Raw genomic sequence first — 25,505 nt, 5'->3', positions numbered from 1 at the left:
TCTGCACCTTGCATGCATCCGCCTCAGGCAGGCAAGGGCCGCAGCATGTCGATATGCGGAATGTCGTCTTCGAGATATTCCTCCGACACCGTCTCGAAGCCGAAGGAGCCGTAGAAAGTTACGAGATGGCTCTGTGCCGAGAGCGCGATCGGACGGCCGGGAAACAGCCGCTCGCAGGCGGCGATGGACTCGGCCATCAGCTTGTCGCCGAGGCGCTTGCCGCGATGGTCGGGCGACACCACGACCCGGCCGATATAGGCCGGATCGTCGATACCGGAAGGAGCAATGATCCGCGTGCTCGCCAGCAGGTCCTTGCCGGCAAGAAGCCTGAGATGCAGGGCTTCGGGATCCTTGCCGTCCAGTTCGGGGAATGCGCACTTCTGCTCGACGACAAAGACGTCGATGCGCATCTTCAGCATCGCATAGAGATCGCGCGGGGAGAGGTCGTCCAGTCCCCTGACGTCGACCTCATATGCGACTGCGTTCATCAGTAGACGACGACGCTCCGGATGCTCTCGCCGGCATGCATCAGGTCGAAGCCCTTGTTGATGTCCTCGAGCTTGAGCGTGTGGGTGATCATCGGGTCGATCTGGATCTTGCCCTCCATGTACCAGTCGACGATCTTCGGCACGTCGGTGCGGCCGCGCGCGCCGCCGAAGGCGGTGCCCTTCCAGGTGCGGCCGGTGACCAGCTGGAACGGCCGCGTCGAGATCTCCTGGCCGGCGCCCGCGACCCCGATGACGATCGATTCGCCCCAGCCGCGATGAGCGCTTTCGAGCGCCTGGCGCATCACCTTGACGTTGCCGGTGCAGTCGAAGGTGTAGTCGGCGCCGCCGATCTGGTCGGCGCCGCGCTTGGTCATGTTGACCAGGTGCGGCACGATGTCGCCGTCGACCTCCTTCGGGTTGACGAAATGGGTCATGCCGAAACGCTCGCCCCATTGCTTCTTGTCGTTGTTGAGATCGACGCCGATGATCATGTCGGCGCCCGCGAGCCTGAGGCCCTGGATGACGTTGAGGCCGATGCCGCCGAGGCCGAAGACGATCGCCGTCGAACCGATCTCGACCTTGGCGGTGTTGATGACCGCGCCGATGCCCGTCGTCACGCCGCAGCCGATGTAGCAGATCTTGTCGAACGGCGCGTCGGGGTTGACCTTGGCGAGCGCGATCTCGGGCAGCACGGTGAAGTTCGAGAAGGTCGAGCAGCCCATGTAGTGGAAGATCTTGTCCTTGCCGATCGAAAAGCGCGACGTGCCGTCGGGCATCAGGCCTTGCCCCTGGGTCGAGCGGATCGCGGTGCACAGGTTGGTCTTGCGGCTGAGGCAGGACGGGCAGGAGCGGCATTCGGGCGTGTAGAGCGGGATGACGTGGTCGCCCTTCCTGAGCGAGGTCACGCCCTTGCCGACGTCGACCACGACGCCCGCGCCCTCATGGCCAAGGATGGCCGGGAAGATGCCCTCGGGATCGGCGCCCGACAGGGTGAACTCGTCGGTGTGGCAGATGCCGGTCGCCTTGATCTCGACCAGCACCTCGCCCTCGCGCGGGCCCTCGAGGTCCACCTCCATGATCTCGAGCGGCTTGCCTGCTCCAACGGCGACGGCGGCGCGGGTTTTCATGGCGATCTTCCTTTAGGCGCAATCAGGGGAAAAATTGTTGTCCTAGGGTTTCAGGTTTTGCCGCCGCGATCAACCGGCAAGGCGACACCCGGCGGTCGCAAGGCGGCGATTGGGTCGATATTCCACAAGGCTCTGCCGGTGCGTCGCCGGGCCGGGTGGACACCGCGGTCGGGCTGGCCGAACATGGCCGGCAAACATTCTCCGAAAGGCAAACGATTCGATGTCGAGTGAACGGCCGCCGCGCGATCCGCTGAAGCGCGAGGCATTGAAAGCGGAAGCCAAACCAGAGGCTTCGCCGCGGACCTTCATCCATCTTCGCGTCCACTCCGCCTATTCGCTGCTCGAAGGTGCGCTGCCGCTCGGCAAGATCGTCGGTCACGCGGTCAAGGACGAGGCCCCTGCGATCGCCGTCGCCGACAGCAACAACCTGTTCGGCGCGCTCGAATTCGCCCAGAAGGCCACCAAGGACGGCGTCCAGCCCATCGTCGGCTGTCAGGTCGACGTCGATTTCGCCGTTGCAGCGGCGGCCACCGAGCGCGGCCCTGCCTGGAAAACGGCGCTCGAACTCTATCCGGTCGTGCTCATCGCCGCGACCGAGGACGGCTACGCCAATCTGGTGCGCATCGTCAGCCGCATGTACCTGGACACGCCGAACGGCGAGCCCATTCATGCCAAGCTCGAATGGGTGACGGCACTTGCCGACGGCATCATCTGCCTGACCGGCGGCCCGCGCGGCCCGGTCGGAGCGGCGATCAGGAACGACCATCAGGCGTTGGCGGAGAGCCGGCTGCTCGGGCTGCAGGCGATCTTCGGCGACCGGCTCTATGTCGAAGTCGAGCGCCTGGCCGGCTACGACCGGGGCGTCGAGGCCGCCACGATCGACCTTGCCTACCGCCATCGCCTGCCGCTGGTGGCCACCAACGAGGCCTTCTTCCCGGCCAGGGGCGACTTCGAAGCCCACGACGCGCTGATCGCCATCGCCGAGGGTTCGGTAGTCGCAGAGGACAACAGGCGGCGCCTGACGGCGGACAATTTCCTCAAGTCCCAGAAGGAGATGTCGCAGCTTTTTGCGGATTTGCCCGAAGCGATCGACAATACGGTGGAGATCGCCCGGCGCTGTTCCTATTTTCCGCAGAATCGCAAGCCGATCCTGCCGCGCTTCGCCGGTGCCGACGTCGCCGACGCCGAAGCCGCCGAGCGGGCCGAGGGCGACGAACTGGCGCGCCAGGCGCGTGAAGGCCTGGCCGAGCGCATCGCCACGCGCGGCATCCATCCCGGTTTCACCGAGGAGCAGTATCGCGAGCGTCTCGAGTTCGAGATCGGCATCATCCAGCGCATGAAGTTCCCGGGCTACTTCCTCATCGTCGCGGACTTCATCAAATGGGCCAAGATCCACGGCATTCCCGTCGGCCCGGGCCGCGGTTCGGGCGCGGGTTCGCTGGTCGCCTATGCGCTCACCATCACCGACGTCGACCCGCTGCGCTTCTCGCTCCTGTTCGAACGCTTCCTCAATCCCGACCGCGTGTCGATGCCCGACTTCGACATCGACTTCTGCCAGGACCGGCGCGAGGAGGTGATCCGCTACGTCCAGGCCAAGTATGGCCGCGACCAGGTCGGCCAGATCATCACTTTTGGTACGCTGCAGGCGCGCGCCGTGCTGCGCGACGTCGGCCGCGTGCTGCAGATGCCCTATGGCCAGGTCGACAAGCTTTCCAAGATGGTGCCGCAGAACCCGGCCAATCCGGTGACGCTGGCCCAGGCCATCGAAGGTGAGCCGCGCTTTGCCGAGGAGGCCGAGCGCGAGCCGATCGTGCAGACTCTGCTCGACATGGCCCAGAAGCTCGAGGGCCTCTACCGCCACGCCTCGACGCACGCCGCCGGCATCGTCATCGGCGACCGCCCGCTTTCGGAACTGGTGCCGATGTACCGGGATCCGCGCTCGGACATGCCGGTCACCCAGTTCAACATGAAGTATGTCGAGCAGGCCGGGCTGGTGAAGTTCGACTTCCTCGGCCTCAAGACGCTGACGGTGCTGCAGAAGGCGGTGCAGTTCATCAGCCGTCGCGGCGTCGACATCGACCTGGCCCTGATCCCGCTCGACGACCCCGAGACCTACGCCATGCTGTCGCGCGGCGAGACCGTCGGCATCTTCCAGGTCGAAAGTGCGGGCATGCGCAAGGCGCTGATCGGCATGAAGCCCGACCGTATCGAGGACATCATCGCGCTGGTGGCGCTCTACCGCCCCGGCCCGATGGAGAACATCCCGACCTACAACGCCCGCAAGCATGGCGAGGAGGAGATCGAGTCGATCCATCCCAAGATCGACTACCTGGTGAAGGAGACCCAAGGGGTCATCGTCTACCAGGAGCAGGTCATGCAGATCGCGCAGGTGCTGTCAGGCTATTCGCTCGGCGAAGCCGACCTTCTGCGCCGCGCCATGGGCAAGAAGATCCGCGCCGAGATGGACAAGCAGCGCGAGCGCTTCGTCACGGGTGCGGTGGATGGGGGTGTTGCCAAGCCGCAGGCCAACTTCATCTTCGACCTGCTCGCCAAGTTCGCCGACTACGGCTTCAACAAGTCGCACGCCGCAGCCTACGCGATCGTGTCGTACCAGACCGCCTATCTCAAGGCGCATTACCCGGTCGAGTTCCTCGCCGGCTCGATGACCTACGATATGTCGAACACCGACAAGCTGAACGACTTCCGCCAGGACGCCATGCGGCTCGGCATCGAGGTCGTGCCGCCGTCGGTGATGACCAGCTACCGCGACTTCGAGGTGGGCGAGAAGAAGATCTTCTACTCGCTCGCGGCGATCAAGGGCGTGGGCGAGGCGGCAGTGCAGCACATCGTCGCCAAGCGCGAGGAAAAGCCCTTTGCCAGCCTCGCCGACTTCTGCGAGCGCATCGATCCCAAGATCGTCGGCAAGCGCGTCTTCGAAAGCCTGATCATGGCGGGAGCGCTGGATTGCTTCGGCCACGAGCGTGCCGCCATGATGGCAGGCCTCGAACGCATGATGGGCCTGGCGTCGCTGGCCCACGAGAACGCCACGCTCGGCCAGTCCGACATCTTCGGCAGCGCTTTCTCCGGCCAGGCGCCGGTGCTGCACCTGCCGCAGACCGATCCGTGGCTCGCGGCCGACAGGCTGCATCGCGAATTCCAGGTGGTCGGCTTCTATCTCTCGGCCCACCCGCTCGACGAGTACAAGGTGGCGCTGGAGAAGATGCGCGTCCAGAACTGGGCCGACTTCGCCGCCGCCGTGAAACGCGGCGCGACCGCCGGACGTCTGGCCGGCACGGTCACGACCAAGCAGGAACGCAAGACCAAGACCGGCAACAAGATGGGCATTGTCCAGTTCTCCGACGTCTCGGGCCAGTACGAGGCGGTGATGTTCTCGGAGACGCTGGCGCAGTACCGCGACTTCTGCGAGCCGGGCAAATCGGTGGTCATCACCGTTGCCGCCGAGGACCGTCCCGAGGGCGTCAACCTGCGCATCCAGACCGTGCAGTCGCTGGAGGACGAGGCGAGCCGTGTGCAGAAGACGCTGCGCATCTTCGTGCGCGATGCAGCCCCGCTCAACACGCTCTCCAACCACCTGACGGTGCGGGGCGAGGGCGAGGTGAGCTTCATCGTGCTGAAGGGCGAAGCGCAGGGCGAGATCGAGATCGAGCTGCGCGAACGCTATCGCATCACGCCGTCCATCGCCTCTGCCATGCGCGCGGTGCCGGGTGTGGTGGAGGTCGAGCTGGTCTAGTTTTGGCGGTCGCGGGTCAGCGCTTGGCGTCGCTGGCCTTTGCGGCCAGCTGGTCCCGGCAGGCCCGCGCCCGTTCGAGCAGCATTGCCCGCTCTCGCTCGTTCTGTGTCAGCGCTGCCGCTCGTTCGAATTCGACGAGTGCTTCCCGCACGCGGCCGAGTTTTGCCAGAAGGTCGGCCCGCACGCTTGGCAGCAGGTGATAGTTGCGCAAGGCAGGCTCGTGCGCCAGTTGGTCGGCGAGCTCAAGCCCGGCGGCCGGCCCGAACGCCATGGCCAGCGCCATGGCGCGGTTCAGCTCGACCACCGGCGAGGGCGTGAGCGAGGCAAGCGCCGCATATAGTGCCGCGATGCGCGGCCAGTCGGTTTCGTCGGCAATTCGCGCCCTTGCATGGCACGCGGCGATCGCCGCCTGCAGCGTGTAGGGACCGGGTCGGGGCAGGGTCTCTGCCCTGGCAAGAGCGGCGAGGCCGCGGTTGATCAGCAGGTGATCCCAGCGCGCCCGGTTCTGATCGAGCAGGAGGATCGGCCTTCCCTCGGCGTCGCTCCGCGCGGGAAGCCGCGATGCCTGCAACTCCATCAGCGCGATCAGGCCGTGTACCTCGGCGTCTTCGGGAGCAAGTCCGGCCAGGATGCGCCCCAGCCGCATCGCTTCCTGGCAGAGCAACGGCCTGATCCAGTCGTCGCCTTTGGTGGCGGAGTATCCCTCGTTGAAGACCAGATAGAGCACCTCGAGCACGGAGGTCAGCCGCTCTGCCCTGTCCGGCCCGACGGGCACCTCGAACGGCACGCCTGCGTCCGACAATGCCCGCTTGGCACGCACGATGCGTTGGGCCATCGCTGTTTCGGAGACCAGATGGGCGCGGGCGATCTCCTCCGTCGTCAGGCCGCCGACCAGCCGCAAGGTCAGGGCAACGCGCGCTTCGGTCGACAGCACCGGATGGCACGACACGAACATCAGTCCGAGCATCTCGTCGCCGAGGCCTTCGTCCGGCTCGGGCGGATCGTCCGCCGCTTCGGCCTCGACGTCGATACCGAGCAAAGCGAGCTTGCCGTCCGCCATCCTCACCCTGCGGAAATGGTCTATGGCGCGGCGCCTGGCAGAGGCGATCAGCCAGGCACCGGGCTTGTCCGGAATGCCACTCTCGGGCCAGTTGCGCAGCGCTGCGATCAGCGCATCCTGGGCGAACTCTTCCGCAAGGTCGACGCCGCGCGTGAAGCGGGCAAGGGCCGCCACGATCCGTGCCCGCTCCATGCGGAACACGGTCTCGATGGCCCGGTGCGTCGCGCGGCTCCTGGCGACGCTGTCGTCGCCGTTCGACCCTCGCGGCGGCGCACCGGGCGGATGGCGGTCATCCGGTGACATCTATCTCCGGTCCTGGGCGATACCCATGTCACGGAAGCGGTCGATGCCTTCGCTCGGTTCGAAATCCTCGAGATCGAACATCTGGCGCACTTCGATCTGGCCGTTTTCCATCTGCGGATTCGGGAAGCGGTTGGCCCATTCCATCGCTTCCTCGCGCGTCTTCACCTGGATGATGGTATAGCCGGCGATAAGCTCCTTGGTCTCGGCGAAGGGGCCGTCGGTGACAGTCTTCCTGCCGCCCGACCACGTGATCCGCCATCCCTTGGAACTCGGTTGCAGGCCGCTGCCGTCGAGCAGCACACCGGCCTTGGCCAGGTCCTCGTGGTAGTCGGCCATGGCGGAAATGAGTTCGGCCGACGGCATGATGCCGGCTTCGGAGTCTTTGCTGGCTTTGACCACGAACATGAAACGCATTGATCTTGCTCCCGAAATCTGAGGCCGGACACCATTGTCTGGGCCTAGTCTGCCAACACGACGAGCAGAAATCAGCAGAATCGACACACGCTCCGGATTTTTCTTTCAAGCGTCCCGACTAGTGCTTCGTTGCGGCAGCCCATTGCTACTGGTATTTTGATCCCTGCCTGGCCAGCCAGCGGGGGCGTCGTCATGGACGAGAAGGCGGCAGCAGCAGACCTCATGCAGATGGTGAACGGATACCAGGTGTCCCAGGCGATCTGCGTCGGCGCAACGCTTGGCATCGCCGATCACCTCACGAACGGCCCGCGTTCGAGCGACGAACTCGCCGCTGCAACCGGCACGCATCCGCAATCGCTCTATCGGCTGCTGCGGGCGCTGGCGTCGGTTGGCGTTCTTCATGAAGGTGCGGAGCGCCGGTTTGCGCTGACCAACCTGGGAACCTGCCTTCGCGCGGATGCCGAGCACTCCGTGGCACCTTGGGCGCGGATGGTGGGGCGGGCCTACTACCGGGATGCCTGGACCGAATTGCTGCACAGCGTGCGCACCGGCGAGAATGCATTCGCCCACGCCCATGGCACCGGTGTCTGGCAGTACCGCATCGACCACCCCGAGGAGTCCGTGATCTTCGATCAGGCGATGTCGTCTTTCGTTCCGGCGGTCGCTGCCGCCGTGCTCGCCGCCTATGATTTCGGTGGCTTCGATGTAGTTATGGATGTTGGCGGCGGGCAGGGCGCGTTGATCGCGGCAATCCTTGCTCGCAACCCACGGCAGAGGGGCATCCTGTTCGACCAGCCGCAGGTGGTGGATGGTGCGGGACCGCTGCTTCGGTCGGCATTGGTGGCCGATCGCTGTGAGGTGGTCGGCGGCGACTTCTTCGTTTCGGTTCCCGAGGGCGCCGACTCGCATGTCATGAAATGGATCCTGCACGACTGGGACGACGAGCGTTCGATTGCCATCCTCAAGACCTGCCGACGCTCGTTGCGGCCAGATGGCACGCTGGTCGTGCTGGAGGCGGTGTTGGCGCCGCCGAACGAAGGCGCGCGCGCCAAGTTCGCCGACCTCAACATGCTGGCGGTCCCCGGCGGACAGGAGCGCACGGAAGAGGAGTTCGCACGACTGTTCGCAGCCGCTGGCTTCAGATTGACCAGAACGATCGATGCCGGTCCGCGCATCAGCATCATCGAGGGCAAGCCTGCCTGAATTACCTGGTCTGCGCCGTCGCAGCCGGCTTGCAGGCGCTTCAATCGTCGACAGGCTCCGGCGGGCGCGCGTTGCTGCCCTTGCCGAACGTGTATCCCGTCTCGACGGCCCTGCGCCCGAACTTGTCGCGCAGTGCGTCGATGGCGCCCTCGGCCAGCGCGCGCTTGCGCGCCTGGAGGTCGACGAGGTCGGGCGGATCGGCCCTGTCGTCGTCGGAAAGATCGCTGACGCCGATCCCGAGCAGGCGGTATTTGGTGCCGTCTGTCTCTTTCTCCAGCAGCTGCAGCCCGGTCTGGAAGATGCGGTCGGCGAGCCGGGTCGGGTCGGCGAGCTGGCGATTGCGGGTGCGGAGCTTGAAGTCCTGGGTCTTCAGCTTCAGCACCACGGTGCGGCCGGCGATACCTGCCTTCTTCAACCGCGCCGAGACTTTTTCAGACAGGGCTCTCAGCACCGGAACCAGGTCGCCCGAGGAGGCGAGGTCGGTGTCGAAGGTGGTCTCGGCCGACACGCTCTTGGCCTCCTGGTCGGGCGACACCTTGCGCTCGTCCTGGCCGCGCGACAGGTGATAGAGCCTGCTGCCCATGGTGCCATAGCGCCTTATCAGTTCGTTGAGTTCCATGCGCTGGAGCTGGCCGATGCTGCGGATGCCGTCTTGCTCGAGCGTCGCGGCAAATGCCTTGCCGACGCCCCAGATCGTCGTCACCGGCTGTTGGGCGAGGAATGCCGGCGCCTCGGCCTCGCCGATGACCGCAAAGCCGCGCGGCTTGCGAAAGTCGGAAGCGATCTTTGCCAGGAATTTGCAGTAGGAAAGCCCGGCCGAAACGGTGATGCCGATTTCCCTCTCCACCGACGCGGTGAACCGCGCCAAGACCAGCGCCGGCGGCAGGCCGTGCAGCCGCTCCGTGCCGGCGAGATCCAGGAACGCCTCGTCGATTGACAGCGGCTCGACCAGCGGCGTCAGTGCCTGCATCATCGCCCGGACCTGGCGGCCGACCCGGACATATTTCTCCATGTCCGGCTTGATGACGACGGCCTCTGGGCAGGCCTCCAGCGCCTTGAACATGGGCATGGCCGACCGCACGCCGTGGATGCGGGCTATGTAGCAGGCGGTGGAGACGACGCCGCGTTTGCCGCCGCCGATGATGACCGGCTTGTCCTTGAGGTCGGGATTGTCGCGCTTCTCCACCGCCGCATAGAAGGCGTCGCAGTCGATATGGGCGATGTGCAGCCCGTAGAGCTCGGGATGCCGCAAGAGGCGAGGGCTGCCGCAGGCGTGGCAGCGCGGTCCCGAGCCCTTCTGCAGGCTCAGGCAGTCGCGGCAGAAACCGTGGCCGGGATCGTTGACAGGCATCGCCATCGCTGCGAACATAAAGAGAACATATTGGATTTTATGCCAGCCCTCCCCATGGAACAAGGGAGGGAAGGGAGTTGTGCAATGTCTGATTCCATCCTGCCGCTGACGCCGGAGCTATGGCCCGATTTCGAGGACCTGTTCGGCAAGCAGGGCGCCTGCTACGGCTGCTGGTGCACCTATTTCCGGCTGCCGCCGGCGGCGCGGCGCGAGAGCACGCGCGAGCGCAACAAGGATCACATCAAGGCGCGCATCGAGGCCGGGCCGCCGCCCGGCCTGCTTGCCTTCGAGGACGGCCGGGCGGTCGGCTGGATGCAGGTCGGGCCGCGCGCCGACGTGCCGGAGTTCAACAATCCAGGCCGGGCTTCGGCGCCTCTGGCGGTCGATGATGCAGCCGATCCAGGCGTCTGGGCGATTTCCTGCTTCTTCATCCGCAACAAGGTGCGCGGCCGGGGGCTGACGCACAGGCTCGTCGGTGCGGGCATCGCATTTGCCCGCCGCTCCGGAGCGCGCGTGCTCGAAGCCTGTCCGATGGATCACTCGAAGGACTCGCGTTCCGGCAGCCTCTATGTCGGCTCGTCCAGGGTGTTCGAGAGGGCCGGCTTCGTGCGGGCAGCCGAGCGCAAGCCCGGCCGTCCGCTGATGCGTCTGGAAATCTGAGAATCAGCCCGAGAAGCCGCCGCTTTCCAAAAATGCCAGTTCCTGCGGTGTCGAATCGCGCCCCAGGATGAAGTTGCGGTGCGGGAAGCGACCGAAGCGCGCAACGATGTCGCGATGGCCGATGGCATGCTTCAAGAAATCGCCGCCGAGCGCCGTCGAGCGTTCCAGCGGGATGTCGTGGTCGGCAAGCGTCTCGGAATGCGAGAAGGGCAGGTAGAAGAACACCCGGATCGGCGCGTCGGTCGCCATGTCGTGCCCGTCGGCGATTGCCATGCGCGCAAAATGCCTGGCAAGCGGATCGGTCGCATACATGTGGCCACTGCCGCGGAAGCAGTTGCGCGGGAACTGGTCGAGCAGGATCATCAGCGCCAGCGCCCCCTCGGCATCCGCCGACCAGTGGTCGCAGTCGCGCCGCGCCGCTGCCATGTGCAGGTCGCCGAAGGTCTCGCGGAAATGGACGTCGAACGACTCGTCCTTGCGGAACCATTTTTCCGGACCCGCCTCGCGCCAAAAGGTGAAGACCTCGGTCGCGCGTTTCCTGTCCACTTGCGTCATCGTCAGATCCTCTCCGCCTTCTCGCCGGTCTTTTTGCTGAGCGCGTCCGCTGCCTCATCGTTCAGCGCCTTGGCGCTGCGGCGTGGCTGCGTCAGCGGTGTCGGCACCGGCTCGGGTATGTTGCCCTGCAGGTAGTCGCTGCCGGACTGGATGTCGCCGGCGATCTGCATGTTGAGCCGGGCCGCGTCGCGGGCGCGCACGTCCTCGATCACTTCGGCGACGTCGTCGGGGTCCTCGCCGAGTTTGCGCAGCGTCGCGCCGCCGAACAGCAGCGCCGATTCGAAGGTCTCGCGCAACTGGTAGTCGACCCCGGCACGGATGAGCTGGATGGCGGTGCCGCGGTCGTAGGCGCGGGCGAGCACCGGCACCAGCGGGAACTCGGCCTTCATCCGCTCCGCGATGCGAACCGCCACGTCCTCCTTGTCGACGCAGATCAGCACCGCGCGCGCCCGACCCGCGCCCGCAGCGTGCAGGATGTCGAGCCGGGTGCCGTCGCCGTAGTAGATCTTGAAGCCGAAGTCGGCTGCCGCCTGGATCATCTCGACGTCGTTGTCGATGATCGACACGTCGACGCCGCGCAGCAAGAGCGGCTGGCTGACGATCTGGCCGAAGCGGCCGAAGCCGATGATCAAGACGCTGCCGGTGAGCTCGGCGGCCACGTCCACGCCTTCGAGCGATTGCTCGTCGCGTGGGGTGATGCGGCGCAGCACCGCGATCGCCAGCGGCGTCAGCACCATCGAGATGATGATGATTGCGGTAAGGATCGCATTGGCCTCGCCGTCGAGGATGCCGACGGCGAGCGCGGACGAATACAGCACGAAGGCGAATTCGCCGCCCTGCGCCATGACGACGGCGCGCTCCAGCGCCTCGCGATGCCCGGAATGCAGGAAGCGGGCGACGACATAGATGCCGAGCGCCTTCATCGCCATGTAGACGAGCACGTAGGCGGCGATCATCTGCCAGTTTGCCGCGACCACCCCGAGATCGAGCGACATGCCGACGGCGATGAAGAACATGCCGAGAAGGATGCCGCGAAAAGGCTCGACGTCGGCCTCGAGCTGGTGGCGGAAGGTCGATTCGGACAGCAGCACGCCGGCCAGAAAGGCCCCCATGGCCATGGACAGGCCGCTGAGCTGCATGGCGAGCGCCGATCCCAGCACGACGAGCAGTGCCGCCGCCGTCATCACCTCGCGAGCGCGCGAATCGGCAAGCACCCGGAACAGCGGGTTGAGCAGGTAGCGTCCGGCGAAGACCAGCCCGACGATAGCGCCGACACCGATGCCGATGTCGGTGAACCTCTGGGCCCATCCGGAGCCCTGGTCGGTGGGAGCGACGGGCGCGAGGAAGGCCACGAGCGCCAAGAGAGGCACGATGGCGAGGTCTTCGAGCAGTAGGATCGAGACCATGCGCTGGCCTTTGGGCGTACCGAGTTCGCCGCGCTCCTCGAGCAGTTGCATGACGATCGCGGTGGAGGTCAGCACGAAGCCGGCTCCTGCCACGAAGGACTGCGAGATCGGGAACCCGGTGGCGATGCCGACCCCTGTCAACAGGAGGGCGCAGATCGTGACCTGGAGGGCGCCGAGACCGAAGATCTCGCGCCTGAGACCCCAAAGCCGCGATGGCTGCATCTCAAGGCCGATGATGAACAGGAACATCACCACGCCCAGCTCGGCGACATGCAGGATGGTCTCCGCCTCGGAGAAGACCGCAAGGCCGAACGGGCCGATGACGATCCCGGCGGAAAGATAGCCGAGAATCGACCCGAGGCCGAGCCGCTTGAAGAGGGGAACGGAAACGACGCCTGCCGCAAGCAAGGCCACCACCTGGACCAGTTCGTTGCCCGTCGCGTCTGCCGCCATATGCCCTCTCGATTCTGTGCCGGCGGCGTGACCGCCGCCCTGGAATCGTCAAGATAGGCGGTCTGCCGGCCATCGAACAGTCCGTGCCCGTCGTGTGCTCGGCAAAAGCGGCCGATGGCACGGCGAACTCCATCGCGTGGCCCACAACCTGCCATTGCGCTGTACGGTCGGAAACGCTAATGCCGTCGTCGTCCGCCCAATGGGTTGGACGCCTGCCGGCAACCGTCGGCCTACGAGGAGAGGACCATCATGAGAAATATCGTGCTCGCCACCGTCGGCGTGCTGTTCACCGTTGCGGCTTGTTCGAAGGCGCCTGAGTGCACCGCCGAAACCCTGGCCAAGAAGAGCCAGGAAATTGCAACCGCCGTCCAGGAAGCCGTGACCAAGGACCCGACCAAGGCTGCCGAGCTGGCGACCAAGGTGCAGGAAGTCGCTTCCAAGTACACCGGTGCGACCACTTCGGCCGAGGCCTGCAAGGCCTATGACGAGCTGCTGACCGCCATCAAGGGCTGAGTCTCGCCGCTGAATCAAAAAAGGGCGGCGCCGGCTGGCGTCGCCCTTTTTTATTGGACCGGAGGGTCAGTTCTTGGCGATGGCTCCGACCGCGACGCCGTCGACGCGGGTGAGCTTCATGCCGATGACGGGAACGAGCTGCTTGTCCACCCGCACCGACACGGTCACGTGCATCGTATTCTCGTCGGGCACGCGCGCCTGCATGACGCCGTTGAGCTGGTTGCGATTGAGGGCAAGCACGACCTTGCTGCCGCCGACGACATTGCCGGAGATGATGTCCAGGCCTTTGCCCTGGGAGCCGTCGAGGAACGTGCCGCGATAGCCGCTGCGTCCCTTCTGCTCGATCGTCGCCGACATCTTCTGGGTGAACATGCCAACCCGGCAGCCGCCGTCTAGCGACATGCCGACCTTGTCGTCGGGGGTGGCGCCGGTGAAGCTGCACGTGAACTTCGTTCCCTTGTACTTGCCTGCCACGATCTCGCCCGGGCCGACCCATTCGCCTTCGACTGACTTGAAGAATTTCTGGTCGCCGACCTTGTCCGCGCCGGCATGCGCCATTCCCGTGAAGGAAAGGACCATGGCAGGTAGGACTGCGGACAGGAACAAGCGCTTCATGGAGACACCCGGCGACAGAAACTGGAACGATTTGCTTGCCCGGACCATGAACAAGAATGGTTAATGCTTCGTCTATTTTGCCTTCTCGGCAGCCTTGTCCTTCGCAGCGAAGGTCGTCAGCGCGGCAAGGAAGTCGCCCATGCCGGGGCGCTTGAGCGCGGTAAACGGCATCGGCCTCGTCGTTTCCATGGCGGCGATGCCGATACGGGCCGTCATCATGCCGTTGACCACGCCTTCGCCGAGCTTGGCCGACAGCTTGGCGGCGAGCCCGTGTCCCACCAATTGCTGGACGAAGCTGTCGCCGACGGCGATCGAGCCGGTCACGGCGAGATGGGCAAGCACGCTGCGGGCCACGCGGAAAGAGCCGAGCGTTCCCGGGCGCCCGCCATAGAGTTCCGACAGCCGGCGGATCAGGCGGCCGGCTTCGAACACCACATAGGCGATGTCGACGAGCGCGCGCGGGCTGACCGCGGTGACCAGCGACACGCGCTTGGCCGCATCGAGGACGAGTACCTTCGCCTGTGCGTCCAGCGGGGCGAGGATCTCGGCCTCGGCCAGCCGCACCAGGTCGGCGCCGTCGATCACGTCGCCGCGCAGCGCCGCGAGGGTCCGCCGTCCCGCCGCCGTTTGCGGCTTCGATGCCACGAAGGCCGAAAGGTCGTCGATCACCGCGCGGGCAGCTTTGGGGTCGTTGCGATCCAGCGCATCCTGGGCGCGGTTGCGCAGCCGCTCGACCGAGGCAAGCCGCGACAGCGCAAGCACCTCGCGGATGACGCTGACGATCAGCGCCAGCACGGCGACGGACGCCGCAGCGACTGCCAGCCAGCCGAGCCAGTCGGCGCGGCTGAACAGATCCCGGATGAGCCTGTCCGTCCACAGGCCGACGCCGAGCGAAACCAGCACGCCTGTGGCAGCGACAAACACCGTGCCCAGACGCGACCGCGACTTCGGCGGCGTGGCGGGCGGCGGCTCGGCGGCAGCCAGGTCGACCTCGTCGAACACGTCGGTCTCCGCCGGGATGACGACGGCCGTTTCAGCCGCCATTGCACGAGGCCTGCGCTGCTCGGGCGGCGATTTGCGCCGCGCCTCGGTGTAGGTCGCAGGGGCGTCGGCGGGGGAGGTTTCGATGCGGAAAGCCGCGGGTTTCCTGGGGGCGCTCATGCCAGCTGGTCTCCGATCAGGAACTGCAGGGCGCGATCGAGGCGGATGTGCGGCAGCGACAGCGTCACGCCCTCGGCGGTCCGTTCCAGGCGGGGCGGGCGGAAGCGCACGAAGCGGATCGCCGGATCCTCGGCATCCTGGCGATGATTGGTGCCGAAATGCTGGAACACGACATCCGCCCGTTCTGGCAAGTCGCCGGGAAATATAGCGGTCTCGGCGCTGCCGTCGAAGCGTTCCTTGCCGATGGTCTCGCCTTCGATAGGGGTGCCGATTATCACCGGCAACGTATCGCGGCCTTGCTTGACCGTACCTTCGCGGGTGGCGCGCACCGCGGCCATGGCGAGGACGTCGACCTCTGCACCGGAGAGATTGGCGCGGGCGAGGGCGCGCTCGGTCAGCCGGCGCACGATCGCCTGCAGCCGGTCGTGGCTCTCGTGATGCAGGTGGTCGGCCTTGGTCGCCGCCACCAGGATGCGGTCGATCCGCCGCGAGAACAGGTCGGTGAGGATGCTGCCGCGGCCGGGCCGGAAGCAGCCGAGGATCTCGGTCACTGCCCGCTCCAGGTCGGCAATCGCGCCCGAGCCTGCGTTCAGCGCCTGCAGCGCGTCGATGAGCACGATCTGGCGGTCGAGCCTGGCGATGTGCTCGCGGAAGAAGGGTTTCACCACATGCGTCTTGTAGGCCTCGTAGCGGCGCTCCATCATCGCATGCAGCGACCCGGGGCGAGCCCTGCCTTGTACCGGCAATGGCGCGAAGGTCAGCGCAGGCGAGCCGTCCAGGTCGCCGGGCATCAGGAAACGGCCTGGAGGCAGGGTCGACAGCGCGCGCTCATCGTCCTTGCAGGCCTTGAGATAGGCCGTGAAGCTCTCGGCCAGGCGCCGTGCCGTCATCTCGTCGGCGTCGGCCGCGGGGCTGACGGCCACCGCCAGGCGGCGCCAGGCTTCGGAAAGGTCGGCACGAACCGGCAGCGATGCCAGTTCGAACGCCTCGCGCGAAAAGTCTTCGTAGCTTTTGCCGAGCAGCGGCAGGTCGAGCAGCCATTCGCCCGGGTAGTCGACGATGTCAATAGACAGTTTTCCTTGTGAAAACAGCCGGTTCCAGCCGGAAGCGGATTCAAATTCTATGGTCAGCCGGAGTTCCGAGATGGCCCGCGTCGAGTCCGGCCAGACGCGCTGGTCGATAAGCGCCGCGACATGGTCCTCATACTGGAAGCGCGGCACGGCGTCGTCGGGCTGTTCCTGCAGGTAGGCGCGCGCGATGCGGCCCGACTTCTGCGCCTCGAACAGGGGAAGTCGGCCGCCGTGCACGAGGTTGTGCACCACTGCTGAGATGAACACCGTCTTGCCCGCCCGCGACAGGCCGGTGACGCCGAGCCGCAGGGATGGCGAAAACAATCCCGTCGCGCGCTCCGACAGCGTGTCGAGTGCAATCCGGGCCTCGTCGGTGAATGTGGTCAGTGACGCCAATCGTCATCCCCCAGGAGTTCCGGCTCGATATAGGTGCCGGTTCCGGGATTTGAAACGGCAGGCGCCTTCAAAGGTCCGCCGGGGTGAGGAAGGCTTCGAGATGGCCGCGGCCCAGTTGCGCCTCTGACAGGCTGCCTGGGAAGCGGATGACGGCCAAGCCCGAGGTCGGAAAGCCGGTATGCAGCGTGTGAAGCGCGGCTTCGTCGCCGCTACCCGACACGGCCATTGCGAGATCCTCCATCATCGGGTTGTGGCCGATGACGAGAAGGGTTTCGTATCTGCCGTGCTCGCGGATCTTGTCGAGATAGCCGGCCGCATCCGAAACATAGAGGTCGTCGGTGAAGATGACGCGGCCGGTGTCGGCATGGCTCGCGATGCCTTCCAGGGTCTCGCGGGCGCGACGTGCATTGGAGCACAGCGTCAATTCCGGCACATAGCCGCAGGCGCGCATCGCAACCCCGGTGGCTGCCGCATCGGCGATGCCCGTGGCGTCGAGCGGGCGGTCGAAGTCCCTTACGCCGGGAGCTGCCCAGCCTGCCTTGGCGTGCCTGAGAAGATAGAGATTGCCCAAATATCGCTCCCGGAAGCTCAAGCCCCCGACGAGCCTGCGCCGATCATGCCTCAAGCATGTAGCCAAGCGGGGGTGCCGTTGCAACCGGGCCATGCCGCTGTGCGTTGCTGTGGGAAAAGTTGCGCCGCTGCCACGTCCGTTCGCCGCCTTTCCGGGCAGATGTGAAGTTTTCGAGGAAGGCGCTTGTGTGAGGGTTGGCCCGCGAATATATAGGCGCCAAAACGGGGTTGTTGGGTGAGTCGAATGAACGATACCGTTGCACTTGGCTACGTTCCCTCCGAAGAGGAGCCGTTCATGAACGAACGGCAGAAGTCATACTTCAGGGCGAAGTTGATCGCCTGGAAGAACGACATCCTCCGCGAAGCCCGCGAAACCCTCGAAATACTCCAGCAGGAAAACGCCAACCATCCCGATCTTGCCGATCGTGCTTCGTCCGAAACGGACCGCGCCATCGAATTGAGGGCGCGGGATCGTCAACGCAAGTTGATCTCGAAGATTGATTCGGCGCTGCAGAGGATCGACGAGGGAACCTACGGCTACTGCGAGGAAACGGGCGAACCGATCTCTCTGAAGCGACTGGATGCACGTCCTATCGCGACATTGTCGATCGAGGCGCAGGAGCGCCACGAGCGCCGCGAAAAGGTCTATCGCGACGACTGATCGCGTCCTTGTGATGATTGAAAAAGGCGGCTTCGGCCGCCTTTTTCATGCGCCGGATCGAGATTTCGCCCGGCTATTTCTTGTGGCTCGACAATTCGCCCAGCAGCCGCGCCATCTCGTCGTCGAGCGACGGATCGACCGCAGGCTTGCCGGCTCGCGGCTTGTCGTCGAGCGAAACCTCGAGTTCCTTCATCAGCGTCTCGTCGATTTGCTCGCGGCGAACCGGTGCCGCCGCCGGCAAGTGCGCGGGCCTGGCCGGTACGACATGGCCCGGCTGGGGTTTGGCCGCCGCCACGGGTGCGGCATGCGGAGCGAAGGGCGCCGCAGGCTGGGACGGACGATGCACCATCGGGGCGGCGGGCGCCTTGGCCTGGTGCGCCGTCGCCGGCCTTGATGGTGCGTGTTGGGCGTGCGGGCGCGGCGGCTGGGGAGCTTCGTGCTGTGCCGTTTCGCCGGTCAGAGCCGGTCGGCGCGGCGCCGCCATGCGGATGTCGGTCTCGACCACCACGTCGGTGGGACCGCCGATGAGCAGCAGGTGCTCGATGTCGTCGCGGCGCACCAGCACCAGGCGCCGATGGCTGTCGACCGCCGTCGCATCCATGACCGCCAGTCGTGTTTTCCTGTTGCGGCCGCCGGCGACGAAGGTTCCGAATGTGAGGCTGCGGACCAGCTTGACGATGACCAGCACGATGATCAGCAGGACGAGCGCCGCCAGGGTCCACAGCACCGCTGCCGTATAGGCCGGGCCTGCCACGCTATCCAGCCATTCGAACATCGCTCTATCCCCGTCTTCGCGCCGGCGCGACACTAGCGCCTTGCTGCCTGCGACGGCAAGCCGCCTGTCGCCGGCGCACACGCTTTATGATTAAGCACCCGAACTTGCCTCGAACTTGCGCAGCTTCTATGGCGGGCCTTTCCCTGCCGGGGAGAATGTGATTCAACCGCTCGGATCGAGGGAGCCGAGAGACTCGCAGGGGAATGGCCAAGGAAACGCGCAACGACTTTTATCCGGTCCCGATCGTCGACCAGGCCGGACGCCCCGATGCCGTCACGCGACTGATCATCTTCATCGTGGTCCTGACCGGTGCTGCGATCGTGTTCGGCATCTTCCGCGAACGCCTCGGAGACCCGTTCCTTCTCGGCATGCTCGGCGTGCTGGCGATGATCGGTGTCGGCTATCTTTTCGCCACCGCCATCGGCTTCATCCAGATATCGCCGCGCTCGCCGGCCGACGGCCTGTCGAAGGCCTTCGTCGATTCCATGTCGCAGGGGCTGGTGGTGACCGATGCCAAGGGGCGCATCGTCTACGCCAACCGTGCCTATGCGGACATGACCGGGGCGGCGACCGCCTCCGACCTCAAGACCGTCGAGGGATTGCTTTCCGATCTGCCCGAAGCGTCCTTGACGATCTCGCAGATCGCCTCGGGCCTCAGGGACGGCCAGGCCGGCGACGGCGAATTCCGCCTGGCGCAATCCATACGCCCGGGGGCGGCGCCCGGCGCGCGCTGGTATCGCGTGCGCGCACGCTCCTTTAGCGTCCCCGGCAACCGGCAGCCGCTGAACGCCTGGCAACTGGCGGACATTTCACCCGAGCGCGCGGAGCAGGAGCGGTTCTTCCTCGACCTGCAGCAGGCGATCGATCACCTCGACCACGCCCCGGCGGGCTTCTTCTCGGCCGATCAGGACGGCCGGGTCACCTATGTGAACGCCACGCTCGCCGACTGGCTCGGCATCGACCTCGCCAGCTTCACGCCAGGCGCCATCAGCCTCGACGAGATCGTCGCCGGCGACGGCATGGCGCTGGTCCGTTCGGTCAAGGCGGATCCGGGCACGACCCGCAACGCGGTGATCGACCTGGATCTGGCAACCGTCAACGGCGAGGCGCTTCCGGTGCGCTTCATGCATCGGGTTTCGGCGAGCCGCGAGGGCGTCAGCGGGCCGACGCGCACGATCGTGCTCAACCGCACCGAGGGCGAGGATTCGTCCGCGCAGCTGAGGGCTTCGGAGGTTCGCTTCACGCGCTTCTTCAACTCGACGCCGATGGCGATAGCCGGCGTCGACCAGACCGGCCGGATCCTGCGCACCAATGCGCCGTTCCTGTCGCTGTTCTCGTCGGCCGTCGACCGCGATGCCGTCGACCGGCGCGTGCGGCTCGACACCGTCATCCACGAGCGCGACCGGCCAGGCTTCGCCGCTGCGCTGGAGAAGGCGCGCCAGCGCCAGGCGGACATCGCGCCGATCGACACCGTGTTGCCCCAGAACGAGGAGCGGCATGTCCGTTTCTACGTCAATGCAGTGGCCGACGGCTCGGACGCGGACGGCGCCGAGGAAGCGGCGATCGTCTATGCGGTCGAGACGACCGAGCAGAAGGCGCTGGAAAGCCAGATGGCGCAAAGCCAGAAGATGCAGGCCGTCGGCCAGCTCGCAGGCGGCATCGCCCACGATTTCAACAACGTGCTGACGGCCATCATCATGGCGTCTGACCTGCTGCTGACCAACCACCGGCCTTCCGATCCGTCCTTCCCGGACATCATGAACATCAAGCAGAATGCCAACCGCGCGGCCTCGCTGGTCCGGCAGCTGCTGGCCTTCTCGCGCAAGCAGACGCTGCGGCCGGAGGTGCTCAACCTCACCGACGTGCTGGCCGACCTGCGCACGCTGCTCGCCCGCCTCGTCGGCAACAGCATCAAGCTCAAGGTCGACCACGGCCGCGACCTGTGGCCGGTCCGGGCCGACATCGGCCAGTTCGAGCAGGTCGTGGTCAATCTGGCGGTCAACGCGCGCGACGCGATGCCCCAGGGCGGCGACCTGATGGTGCGTACAAAGAACGTGCCGACCGAGGAGTGCAAGGCATACGGCTACAGGGAACTGGCGCCGGCGGACTATGTGATGGTCGAGGTCGAAGACACCGGCACCGGTATTCCGCCAGAGGTGCTCAAGAAGATATTCGAGCCGTTCTTCACCACCAAGGAGGTGGGGAAGGGCACGGGCCTCGGCCTTTCCATGGTCTACGGCATCATCAAGCAGACCGGCGGCTTCATCTTCTGCGATTCCGAGGTCGGCAAGGGCACGGTTTTCAGGATCTTCCTGCCGCGCCATGTCGCCAAGCCCCAGCCGGCCGCCGGGAACGGCCCGGAGGTCGCGGCACCGGTGGTGGCGAGGCAGCCCGAAGCCGAAGCGAACGGCGTCGCCAGGGACCTCTCCGGTTCGGCAACCGTGCTGCTCGTCGAAGACGAGGATGCGGTCCGCCTGGGCGGCGTCCGGGCGCTGACCTCGCGCGGCTACACCGTCCATGAGGCGTCGTCCGGCGTCGAGGCGCTGGAGGTGTTCGACGAGCTTGGCGGCATGGTCGACGTCGTCGTGTCCGACGTGGTGATGCCCGAGATGGATGGCCCGACGCTGCTCGGCGAGTTGCGCCGGCGCCAGCCCGACATCAAGTTCATCTTCGTCTCGGGTTACGCCGAGGATGCCTTCGCCAAGAATCTCCCAGCCGACGCGCAGTTCGGCTTCCTGCCGAAGCCCTTCTCGCTCAAGCAACTGGCGACGGTAGTGAAGGAAGTCCTCGAGACCTGAGCGCCCGGCTGCGGGACGGCTTTCGCATCGCGTGGCAGAGTGCCATGATGCGAGCGGAGGCCAGTCAGGATCGCCGATGCAACTGACGCCGCACAACGAGGCGGGAAGGGACGACTACGCCGAGACCGTGCTGCTCGCGGGGGATCCGCAACGCACGGAGTGGGTGGCCAGGAATTTCCTCGAAGAGGCCCGTTGTGTGAACCGGATCCGCGGTGCGCTGGGATTTACCGGGCGCTGGCGCGGCCTGCCGGTCAGCGTGCAGACCACCGGTATCGGCGCGCCCTCGCTGTCGATCTATGTGCATGAGCTGCTGGAAACTTATGGTGCCCGGACGCTGATCCGTATCGGCACCTGCGGAGCGCTGGCGGAGCATGTCAGGCTGCGCAGCCTGGTGATCTCGCAGTCGGCGAGCACCGACAGCCACGTCAATCGGCAGCTTTTCGGGCTCTACGACTATGCCCCGAGCGCCGATTTCCAGTTGCTGCGCCGCGCGGCCGAGAAGGCTGAGGAACTTGCGGTCGACCACCACGTCGGTCAGACGGCGTCCAGCGACGTGTTCTATCATCCGGACGGGCTGGCCCGCTTCGCGGGTGTAAGGGCAAGCGGGGCGCTGACCGTGGATATGGAGACCAATGCCCTCTACTCGATAGCCGCGCGTTTCGGCGCCAGGGCGCTGTCGATCTGTACGGTGGTCGACAGCCTCGTCACCGGCGAAGGCACGGACCCTTCGGAACGGCAGGAGCTGTTTCGCGGCATGGTCCGCCTGGCGCTCGAGGTCGTTGCTCCTCGGGCGTAGCCAAGCTCGAAGGACAATTCTGCTCGTGCTAATATTCCGGCGGGCGTCGCGAATCGCCTGGGTTTGGGTCAGTCGGCGAGGCTCCGGGTGCCTGCCAATCCGTAAGTTCCAGGCAAGCGAGTCATCCTATCCCGGATCGAGAGTTCTGCTTCCGTGTTCCTTGCGTTGGCAATCGGACAGAGGGACAGCCCGATGGAAGAATTCGTCGAGGACAGCATGAAGAGGCGTCTGACGGAAACCGTCGACATAGCCACCGCCGTCAGCATCCTGAAGTCTTACGGCTATTGGGGGGACGACCTGATCGTCGCCATCACCCGCATCTTCTATGTCGATCTCGACACGTTGAACGAGGTCGTTGCCGAAGCTGCCTGAAGCGGGGGACTTGCATTTTGCCCGCGGTTCCGCCATATGCGGCGGCATAGGCGCTTGGGCCGGGCTTGCCGGCTTTCTCACTGCTGAGACTTGGTTGCGTCTGTTTTCTCCCCTTTCCGGCTACGGCAAGCGGCGAAATAGACCCGCGGCATGACGCATGCGGGCGCGACAGCGCAGCCGAGCGGACGATGTCCGCCGCCTTGTCGTTTCACAAGAGATCGAGGCCGGCAGGTTGCGCCCTGCCGCCATTGATGTTTGCGGCGGATGGCCGTCGCACGAAAGAAGAAGATATTGACCAATGAAAATTCCGCGGAGCTGAACGGCTTCGCCAAACTCGGCATTTCGGGCGCGCTGCTCAAGTCGACCATCGCCGCCGGCTTCACCGAGCCCAAGCCGATCCAGGTCCAGTCGATCCCGGCACAGCTGGAAGGCCGCGACATCCTCGGCATTGCCCAGACGGGCTCCGGCAAGACCGCGGCATTCGCGCTGCCCATCCTCTCCAAGATCATCGCGCTCGGCACCAAGCGGCGGCCGAAGACCGCGCGTGCGCTCATCCTCGCGCCGACCCGCGAACTCGCCGTGCAGATCGAGGACACCATCAAGGTTCTGGCCAAGGGCGCGCACATCTCGACCGCGCTGGTGCTCGGCGGGGTCTCCCGCAGCGCCCAGGTCCGCAAGATCGGCCCCGGTGTCGACGTTCTGATCGCGACGCCCGGCCGCCTGACCGACCTCGTCCGCGAAGGCGACGTGATCCTGGCCGATACGCAGTGGCTCGTCCTCGACGAGGCCGACCGCATGCTCGACATGGGCTTCATCAACGACGTCAAGCGCATCGCCAAGGCGACGGCCAAGTTCCGCCAGACCGCGCTGTTCTCGGCTACCATGCCGGCGGAGATCGCCGAGCTGGCAGCCGGGCTGCTGAGGGACCCGGTCAGGGTCGAGGTGGCTCCCCAGGGCACGACGGCGGCCGAAATCCGCCAGAGCGTCGTGCTCGCCCGCACCAAGCAGAAGCGCAAGATCCTCTCCGACATGCTGGCCGACGAGGCCATGCGCTCGGTGATCGTCTTTGCCCGCACCAAGCACGGCGCCGACCGCGTGACCCGCGACCTCGAGCGGGACGGCTTCGAGGCGGCGGTGATCCACGGCAACAAGTCGCAGAACGCGCGCCAGCGGGCATTGAACGGCTTCCGCGACGGCTCGGTCCGCATCCTGGTGGCAACCGACATCGCTGCGCGCGGCATCGACGTGCCAGGCATCAGCCATGTCGTCAATTTCGACCTGCCGGACGAGGCCGAGAGCTACGTCCACCGTATCGGCCGTACCGGCCGCAACGGCGCCTCTGGCGTTGCGGTCACGCTGGTCGACCCCTCGGAGAACTCCAAGCTCAAGCAGGTCGAGCGCATCATCCGCATGAAGCTGCCGGTCGACGCCGATCATCTTGGCCAGCCCGACCCGCAGCGTCCTGCCGGCGAGCATCGCATGCCGGAGCCGGCCAACGACGACGACGGCGAGCGCAGGCAAGGGCGCCCGAACGGCCAGCGTGGTCGCGGCAATGGCGGTGGCAAGCCGCGATTCGCCAAGGGCGGCGATCGGTCGGGCTCAGGCGCGCCGAAGGCGGACAAGCCCGCCGGCGGCAAGCCTTTTCGCGGCAAGCGCCGCGGCTTCGGCAATCGCGGCCCGAATTCGCGAGCTGCCTGATCTGTGCAGCAGATCGGGCCAGCCTGGTCCATTTGCTGCAACGGCATGAATAGGTTAGGGCGGTCGAGGCGGTGCCTCGGCCGCCCTTTCTGCTTTGGGGGATGCATGACCGGCATAGCGACGCTCGCGATCGCCTACGTGCTGTCGCAATTCTACCGGTCGTTCATGGCCGTCCTGACGCCGGCGCTGACTGCCGAACTTGGTGCCACCAAGGCACACCTTTCGCTGGCGTCCGGTGCGTTCTTCCTCACCTTTGCGCTGGCCCAGTTCGCCATCGGCGTGTCGCTGGATCGTTTCGGGCCACGGCGTACGGCGTCAGTGCTGCTGATGCTCGGCGGCGGAGGCGGGGCCATTCTGTTTGCGGCCGCGTCGACACCCTGGATGGTGATCGCTGCCATGGCGCTGATCGGCATAGGCTGCGCGCCGGTGCTGATGTCCTCGCTGTTCATCTTTGCCCGCGTCTTTTCGCTCGCGCGGTTTTCGGTGCTGGCCTCGTGGATGGTGGCTTTCGGGACGGCCGGCAACGTCATCGGGGCGGCACCGCTCGCCCAGGCAGCCGAAGCGTTCGGCTGGCGGCCGGTGATGGCGGGACTTGCGCTCGTCACCATCGTGGTCGCCCTGGCGATTCTGGTGGCGGTGCGCGATCCGCAATCGCCTCCCGGCATGGACCAGGGCACGGTCGGGTTCGACGGCTACCGCGAATTGCTCCGCATGCGGGTACTTTGGCCGATCATCCCGCTCACGGCCATCAACTATGCGCCGACGACGGGGATTCGCGGCCTCTGGTCCGGCCCCTATCTCGTCGACGTCTATGGCGCGGATGCCTTGATGATAGGGCAGGTGACCTTGTTCATGGCGCTGGCCATGGTCGCCGGGGCCTTCATCTACGGCCCGCTCGACACGATCTTCCGCACCCGCAAGTGGGTCGCGGTGGTGGGGAACACCATCGGTCTCCTGGCGATCCTCTATCTCGCCATCGACGTCTTCACCGACGTGGCCGCCGTCACTGCCATTTTCGTACTTATCGGTCTGACCGGTGGCAGCTATGGCCTGCTCATGGCGCACGCGCGGGCGTTCTTCCCCGCCCATCTCGTCGGGCGCGGCGTCACGCTGATGAACTTCTTCTCGATCGGCGGTGTCGGTGCCATGCAGTTCGCCACCGGCGCCGTGGTGACGGCAAGCGTGGTGCCGGGGGAGCCAACGGCGGCGTATTCGGCTCTGTTCTGGTTCTATGTCGTGATGCTTGGCGCGGCGATCGTCATCTATCTCTGGGCGCGCGACGCAAAGCCTCGGCCGACGGCTGTCTGAT

The 25,505-nt window shown here is 65.9% G+C and carries 22 protein-coding genes; 10 read left to right on the top strand and 12 right to left on the bottom strand.

What is annotated here, in order from left to right; genetic code table 11:
* Window positions 1–23 precede the first annotated feature (23 nt).
* Entirely contained in the window at window positions 24–488 is a 465-nt protein-coding gene (locus tag J2X50_RS11930) for a GNAT family N-acetyltransferase (protein WP_429095044.1), read from the bottom strand.
* Window positions 488–1,615 carry an S-(hydroxymethyl)glutathione dehydrogenase/class III alcohol dehydrogenase gene (locus J2X50_RS11925; RefSeq protein ID WP_429095041.1) on the bottom strand — a complete coding sequence of 376 codons (1,128 nt, stop codon included), beginning with the start codon at window positions 1,613–1,615 and terminating at the stop codon, window positions 488–490. Before J2X50_RS11925 ends, J2X50_RS11930 begins: the two co-directional genes overlap by 1 nt.
* A 220-nt stretch (window positions 1,616–1,835) precedes the next feature.
* Here J2X50_RS11925 and dnaE point away from each other — a divergent pair, with 220 nt between their 5' ends.
* Entirely contained in the window at window positions 1,836–5,366 is a 3,531-nt protein-coding gene (gene dnaE, locus J2X50_RS11920; RefSeq protein WP_429095039.1) for a DNA polymerase III subunit alpha, read from the top strand.
* A gap of 16 nt (window positions 5,367–5,382) precedes the next feature.
* Here the strand turns inward: dnaE and J2X50_RS11915 are convergent, their stop codons facing one another.
* Window positions 5,383–6,729 (bottom strand): RNA polymerase sigma factor, encoded by a 1,347-nt coding sequence (locus J2X50_RS11915; protein ID WP_429095037.1) that lies wholly within the window; start codon window positions 6,727–6,729, stop codon window positions 5,383–5,385.
* Window positions 6,730–7,143, bottom strand: coding sequence for a YciI family protein (locus J2X50_RS11910; RefSeq protein ID WP_429095036.1), 414 nt, complete (start codon window positions 7,141–7,143; stop codon window positions 6,730–6,732).
* Between the two features lie 192 nt (window positions 7,144–7,335).
* On the opposite strand from J2X50_RS11910, the gene J2X50_RS11905 reads away from it, so the two are divergent.
* Window positions 7,336–8,346: a methyltransferase gene (locus J2X50_RS11905; protein ID WP_429095034.1), complete on the top strand. Its 1,011-nt coding sequence runs from the start codon at window positions 7,336–7,338 to the stop codon at window positions 8,344–8,346.
* Between the two features lie 40 nt (window positions 8,347–8,386).
* Here J2X50_RS11905 and J2X50_RS11900 read toward each other — a convergent pair whose 3' ends face one another.
* Window positions 8,387–9,715: a DNA polymerase IV gene (locus J2X50_RS11900; protein ID WP_429095033.1), complete on the bottom strand. Its 1,329-nt coding sequence runs from the start codon at window positions 9,713–9,715 to the stop codon at window positions 8,387–8,389.
* A 66-nt stretch (window positions 9,716–9,781) separates the two neighbouring features.
* On the opposite strand from J2X50_RS11900, the gene J2X50_RS11895 reads away from it, so the two are divergent.
* The gene (locus J2X50_RS11895) at window positions 9,782–10,357 is read left to right on the top strand and encodes an N-acetyltransferase family protein (RefSeq protein ID WP_429095031.1); all 576 of its coding nucleotides are present in this window, start codon (window positions 9,782–9,784) and stop codon (window positions 10,355–10,357) included.
* Window positions 10,358–10,360: 3 nt separating this feature from the next.
* On the opposite strand, the gene J2X50_RS11890 is transcribed toward J2X50_RS11895, so the two are convergent.
* Together J2X50_RS11890 and J2X50_RS11885 are read right to left on the bottom strand one after the other, a co-directional pair.
* A complete protein-coding gene (locus J2X50_RS11890) occupies window positions 10,361–10,912 on the bottom strand; it encodes a DUF924 family protein (protein ID WP_429095029.1) in 552 nt (183 codons plus the stop codon).
* 2 nt (window positions 10,913–10,914) lie between these two features.
* Window positions 10,915–12,771: a monovalent cation:proton antiporter-2 (CPA2) family protein gene (locus tag J2X50_RS11885; RefSeq protein WP_429095027.1), complete on the bottom strand. Its 1,857-nt coding sequence runs from the start codon at window positions 12,769–12,771 to the stop codon at window positions 10,915–10,917.
* A 249-nt stretch (window positions 12,772–13,020) separates the two neighbouring features.
* On the opposite strand from J2X50_RS11885, the gene J2X50_RS11880 reads away from it, so the two are divergent.
* Window positions 13,021–13,284 carry a hypothetical protein gene (locus J2X50_RS11880; protein WP_429095026.1) on the top strand — a complete coding sequence of 88 codons (264 nt, stop codon included), beginning with the start codon at window positions 13,021–13,023 and terminating at the stop codon, window positions 13,282–13,284.
* 66 nt (window positions 13,285–13,350) lie between these two features.
* Here J2X50_RS11880 and J2X50_RS11875 read toward each other — a convergent pair whose 3' ends face one another.
* The 4 genes from J2X50_RS11875 to J2X50_RS11860 all read right to left on the bottom strand — a co-directional run bounded on the left by J2X50_RS11875 (window position 13,351) and on the right by J2X50_RS11860 (window position 17,097).
* Window positions 13,351–13,899, bottom strand: coding sequence for a hypothetical protein (locus J2X50_RS11875; RefSeq protein WP_429095024.1), 549 nt, complete (start codon window positions 13,897–13,899; stop codon window positions 13,351–13,353).
* Window positions 13,900–13,971: 72 nt separating this feature from the next.
* On the bottom strand, window positions 13,972–15,060 hold the full coding sequence (locus J2X50_RS11870; RefSeq protein ID WP_429095022.1) for a YcjF family protein: 1,089 nt from the start codon (window positions 15,058–15,060) through the stop codon (window positions 13,972–13,974).
* Entirely contained in the window at window positions 15,057–16,526 is a 1,470-nt protein-coding gene (locus J2X50_RS11865; RefSeq protein WP_429095020.1) for a YcjX family protein, read from the bottom strand. The genes J2X50_RS11870 and J2X50_RS11865 overlap by 4 nt, the downstream gene beginning before the upstream one ends.
* A 67-nt stretch (window positions 16,527–16,593) precedes the next feature.
* Entirely contained in the window at window positions 16,594–17,097 is a 504-nt protein-coding gene (locus J2X50_RS11860; protein ID WP_429095018.1) for a SixA phosphatase family protein, read from the bottom strand.
* Between the two features lie 243 nt (window positions 17,098–17,340).
* Here J2X50_RS11860 and dksA point away from each other — a divergent pair, with 243 nt between their 5' ends.
* Entirely contained in the window at window positions 17,341–17,757 is a 417-nt protein-coding gene (gene dksA / locus J2X50_RS11855; protein ID WP_340037366.1) for an RNA polymerase-binding protein DksA, read from the top strand.
* Window positions 17,758–17,830: 73 nt separating this feature from the next.
* Here the strand turns inward: dksA and J2X50_RS11850 are convergent, their stop codons facing one another.
* Window positions 17,831–18,532, bottom strand: a complete 702-nt coding sequence (locus J2X50_RS11850; RefSeq protein WP_429095016.1) for a hypothetical protein — start codon at window positions 18,530–18,532, stop codon at window positions 17,831–17,833.
* A 203-nt stretch (window positions 18,533–18,735) separates the two neighbouring features.
* On the opposite strand from J2X50_RS11850, the gene cckA reads away from it, so the two are divergent.
* From cckA to J2X50_RS11825, 5 genes are all read left to right on the top strand, one after another.
* Window positions 18,736–21,330, top strand: coding sequence for a cell cycle histidine kinase CckA (cckA, locus tag J2X50_RS11845; RefSeq protein ID WP_429095015.1), 2,595 nt, complete (start codon window positions 18,736–18,738; stop codon window positions 21,328–21,330).
* 82 nt (window positions 21,331–21,412) lie between these two features.
* Window positions 21,413–22,126: a purine-nucleoside phosphorylase gene (gene deoD, locus J2X50_RS11840; protein WP_429095125.1), complete on the top strand. Its 714-nt coding sequence runs from the start codon at window positions 21,413–21,415 to the stop codon at window positions 22,124–22,126.
* A gap of 192 nt (window positions 22,127–22,318) precedes the next feature.
* Window positions 22,319–22,498 (top strand): hypothetical protein, encoded by a 180-nt coding sequence (locus tag J2X50_RS11835; protein WP_429095013.1) that lies wholly within the window; start codon window positions 22,319–22,321, stop codon window positions 22,496–22,498.
* Between the two features lie 291 nt (window positions 22,499–22,789).
* Window positions 22,790–24,196, top strand: coding sequence for a DEAD/DEAH box helicase (locus J2X50_RS11830; RefSeq protein ID WP_429095011.1), 1,407 nt, complete (start codon window positions 22,790–22,792; stop codon window positions 24,194–24,196).
* Between the two features lie 105 nt (window positions 24,197–24,301).
* The gene (locus J2X50_RS11825; RefSeq protein WP_429095009.1) at window positions 24,302–25,504 is read left to right on the top strand and encodes an MFS transporter; all 1,203 of its coding nucleotides are present in this window, start codon (window positions 24,302–24,304) and stop codon (window positions 25,502–25,504) included.
* Window position 25,505: the final 1 nt, after the last annotated feature.

The sequence above is a fragment of the Aminobacter sp. BE322 genome, from assembly GCF_050433525.1.
Classification (GTDB): domain Bacteria; phylum Pseudomonadota; class Alphaproteobacteria; order Rhizobiales; family Rhizobiaceae; genus Aminobacter.
Note: the sequence above shows the minus strand (reverse complement) of the source record. Positions and strands in the feature narration are given on the sequence as shown.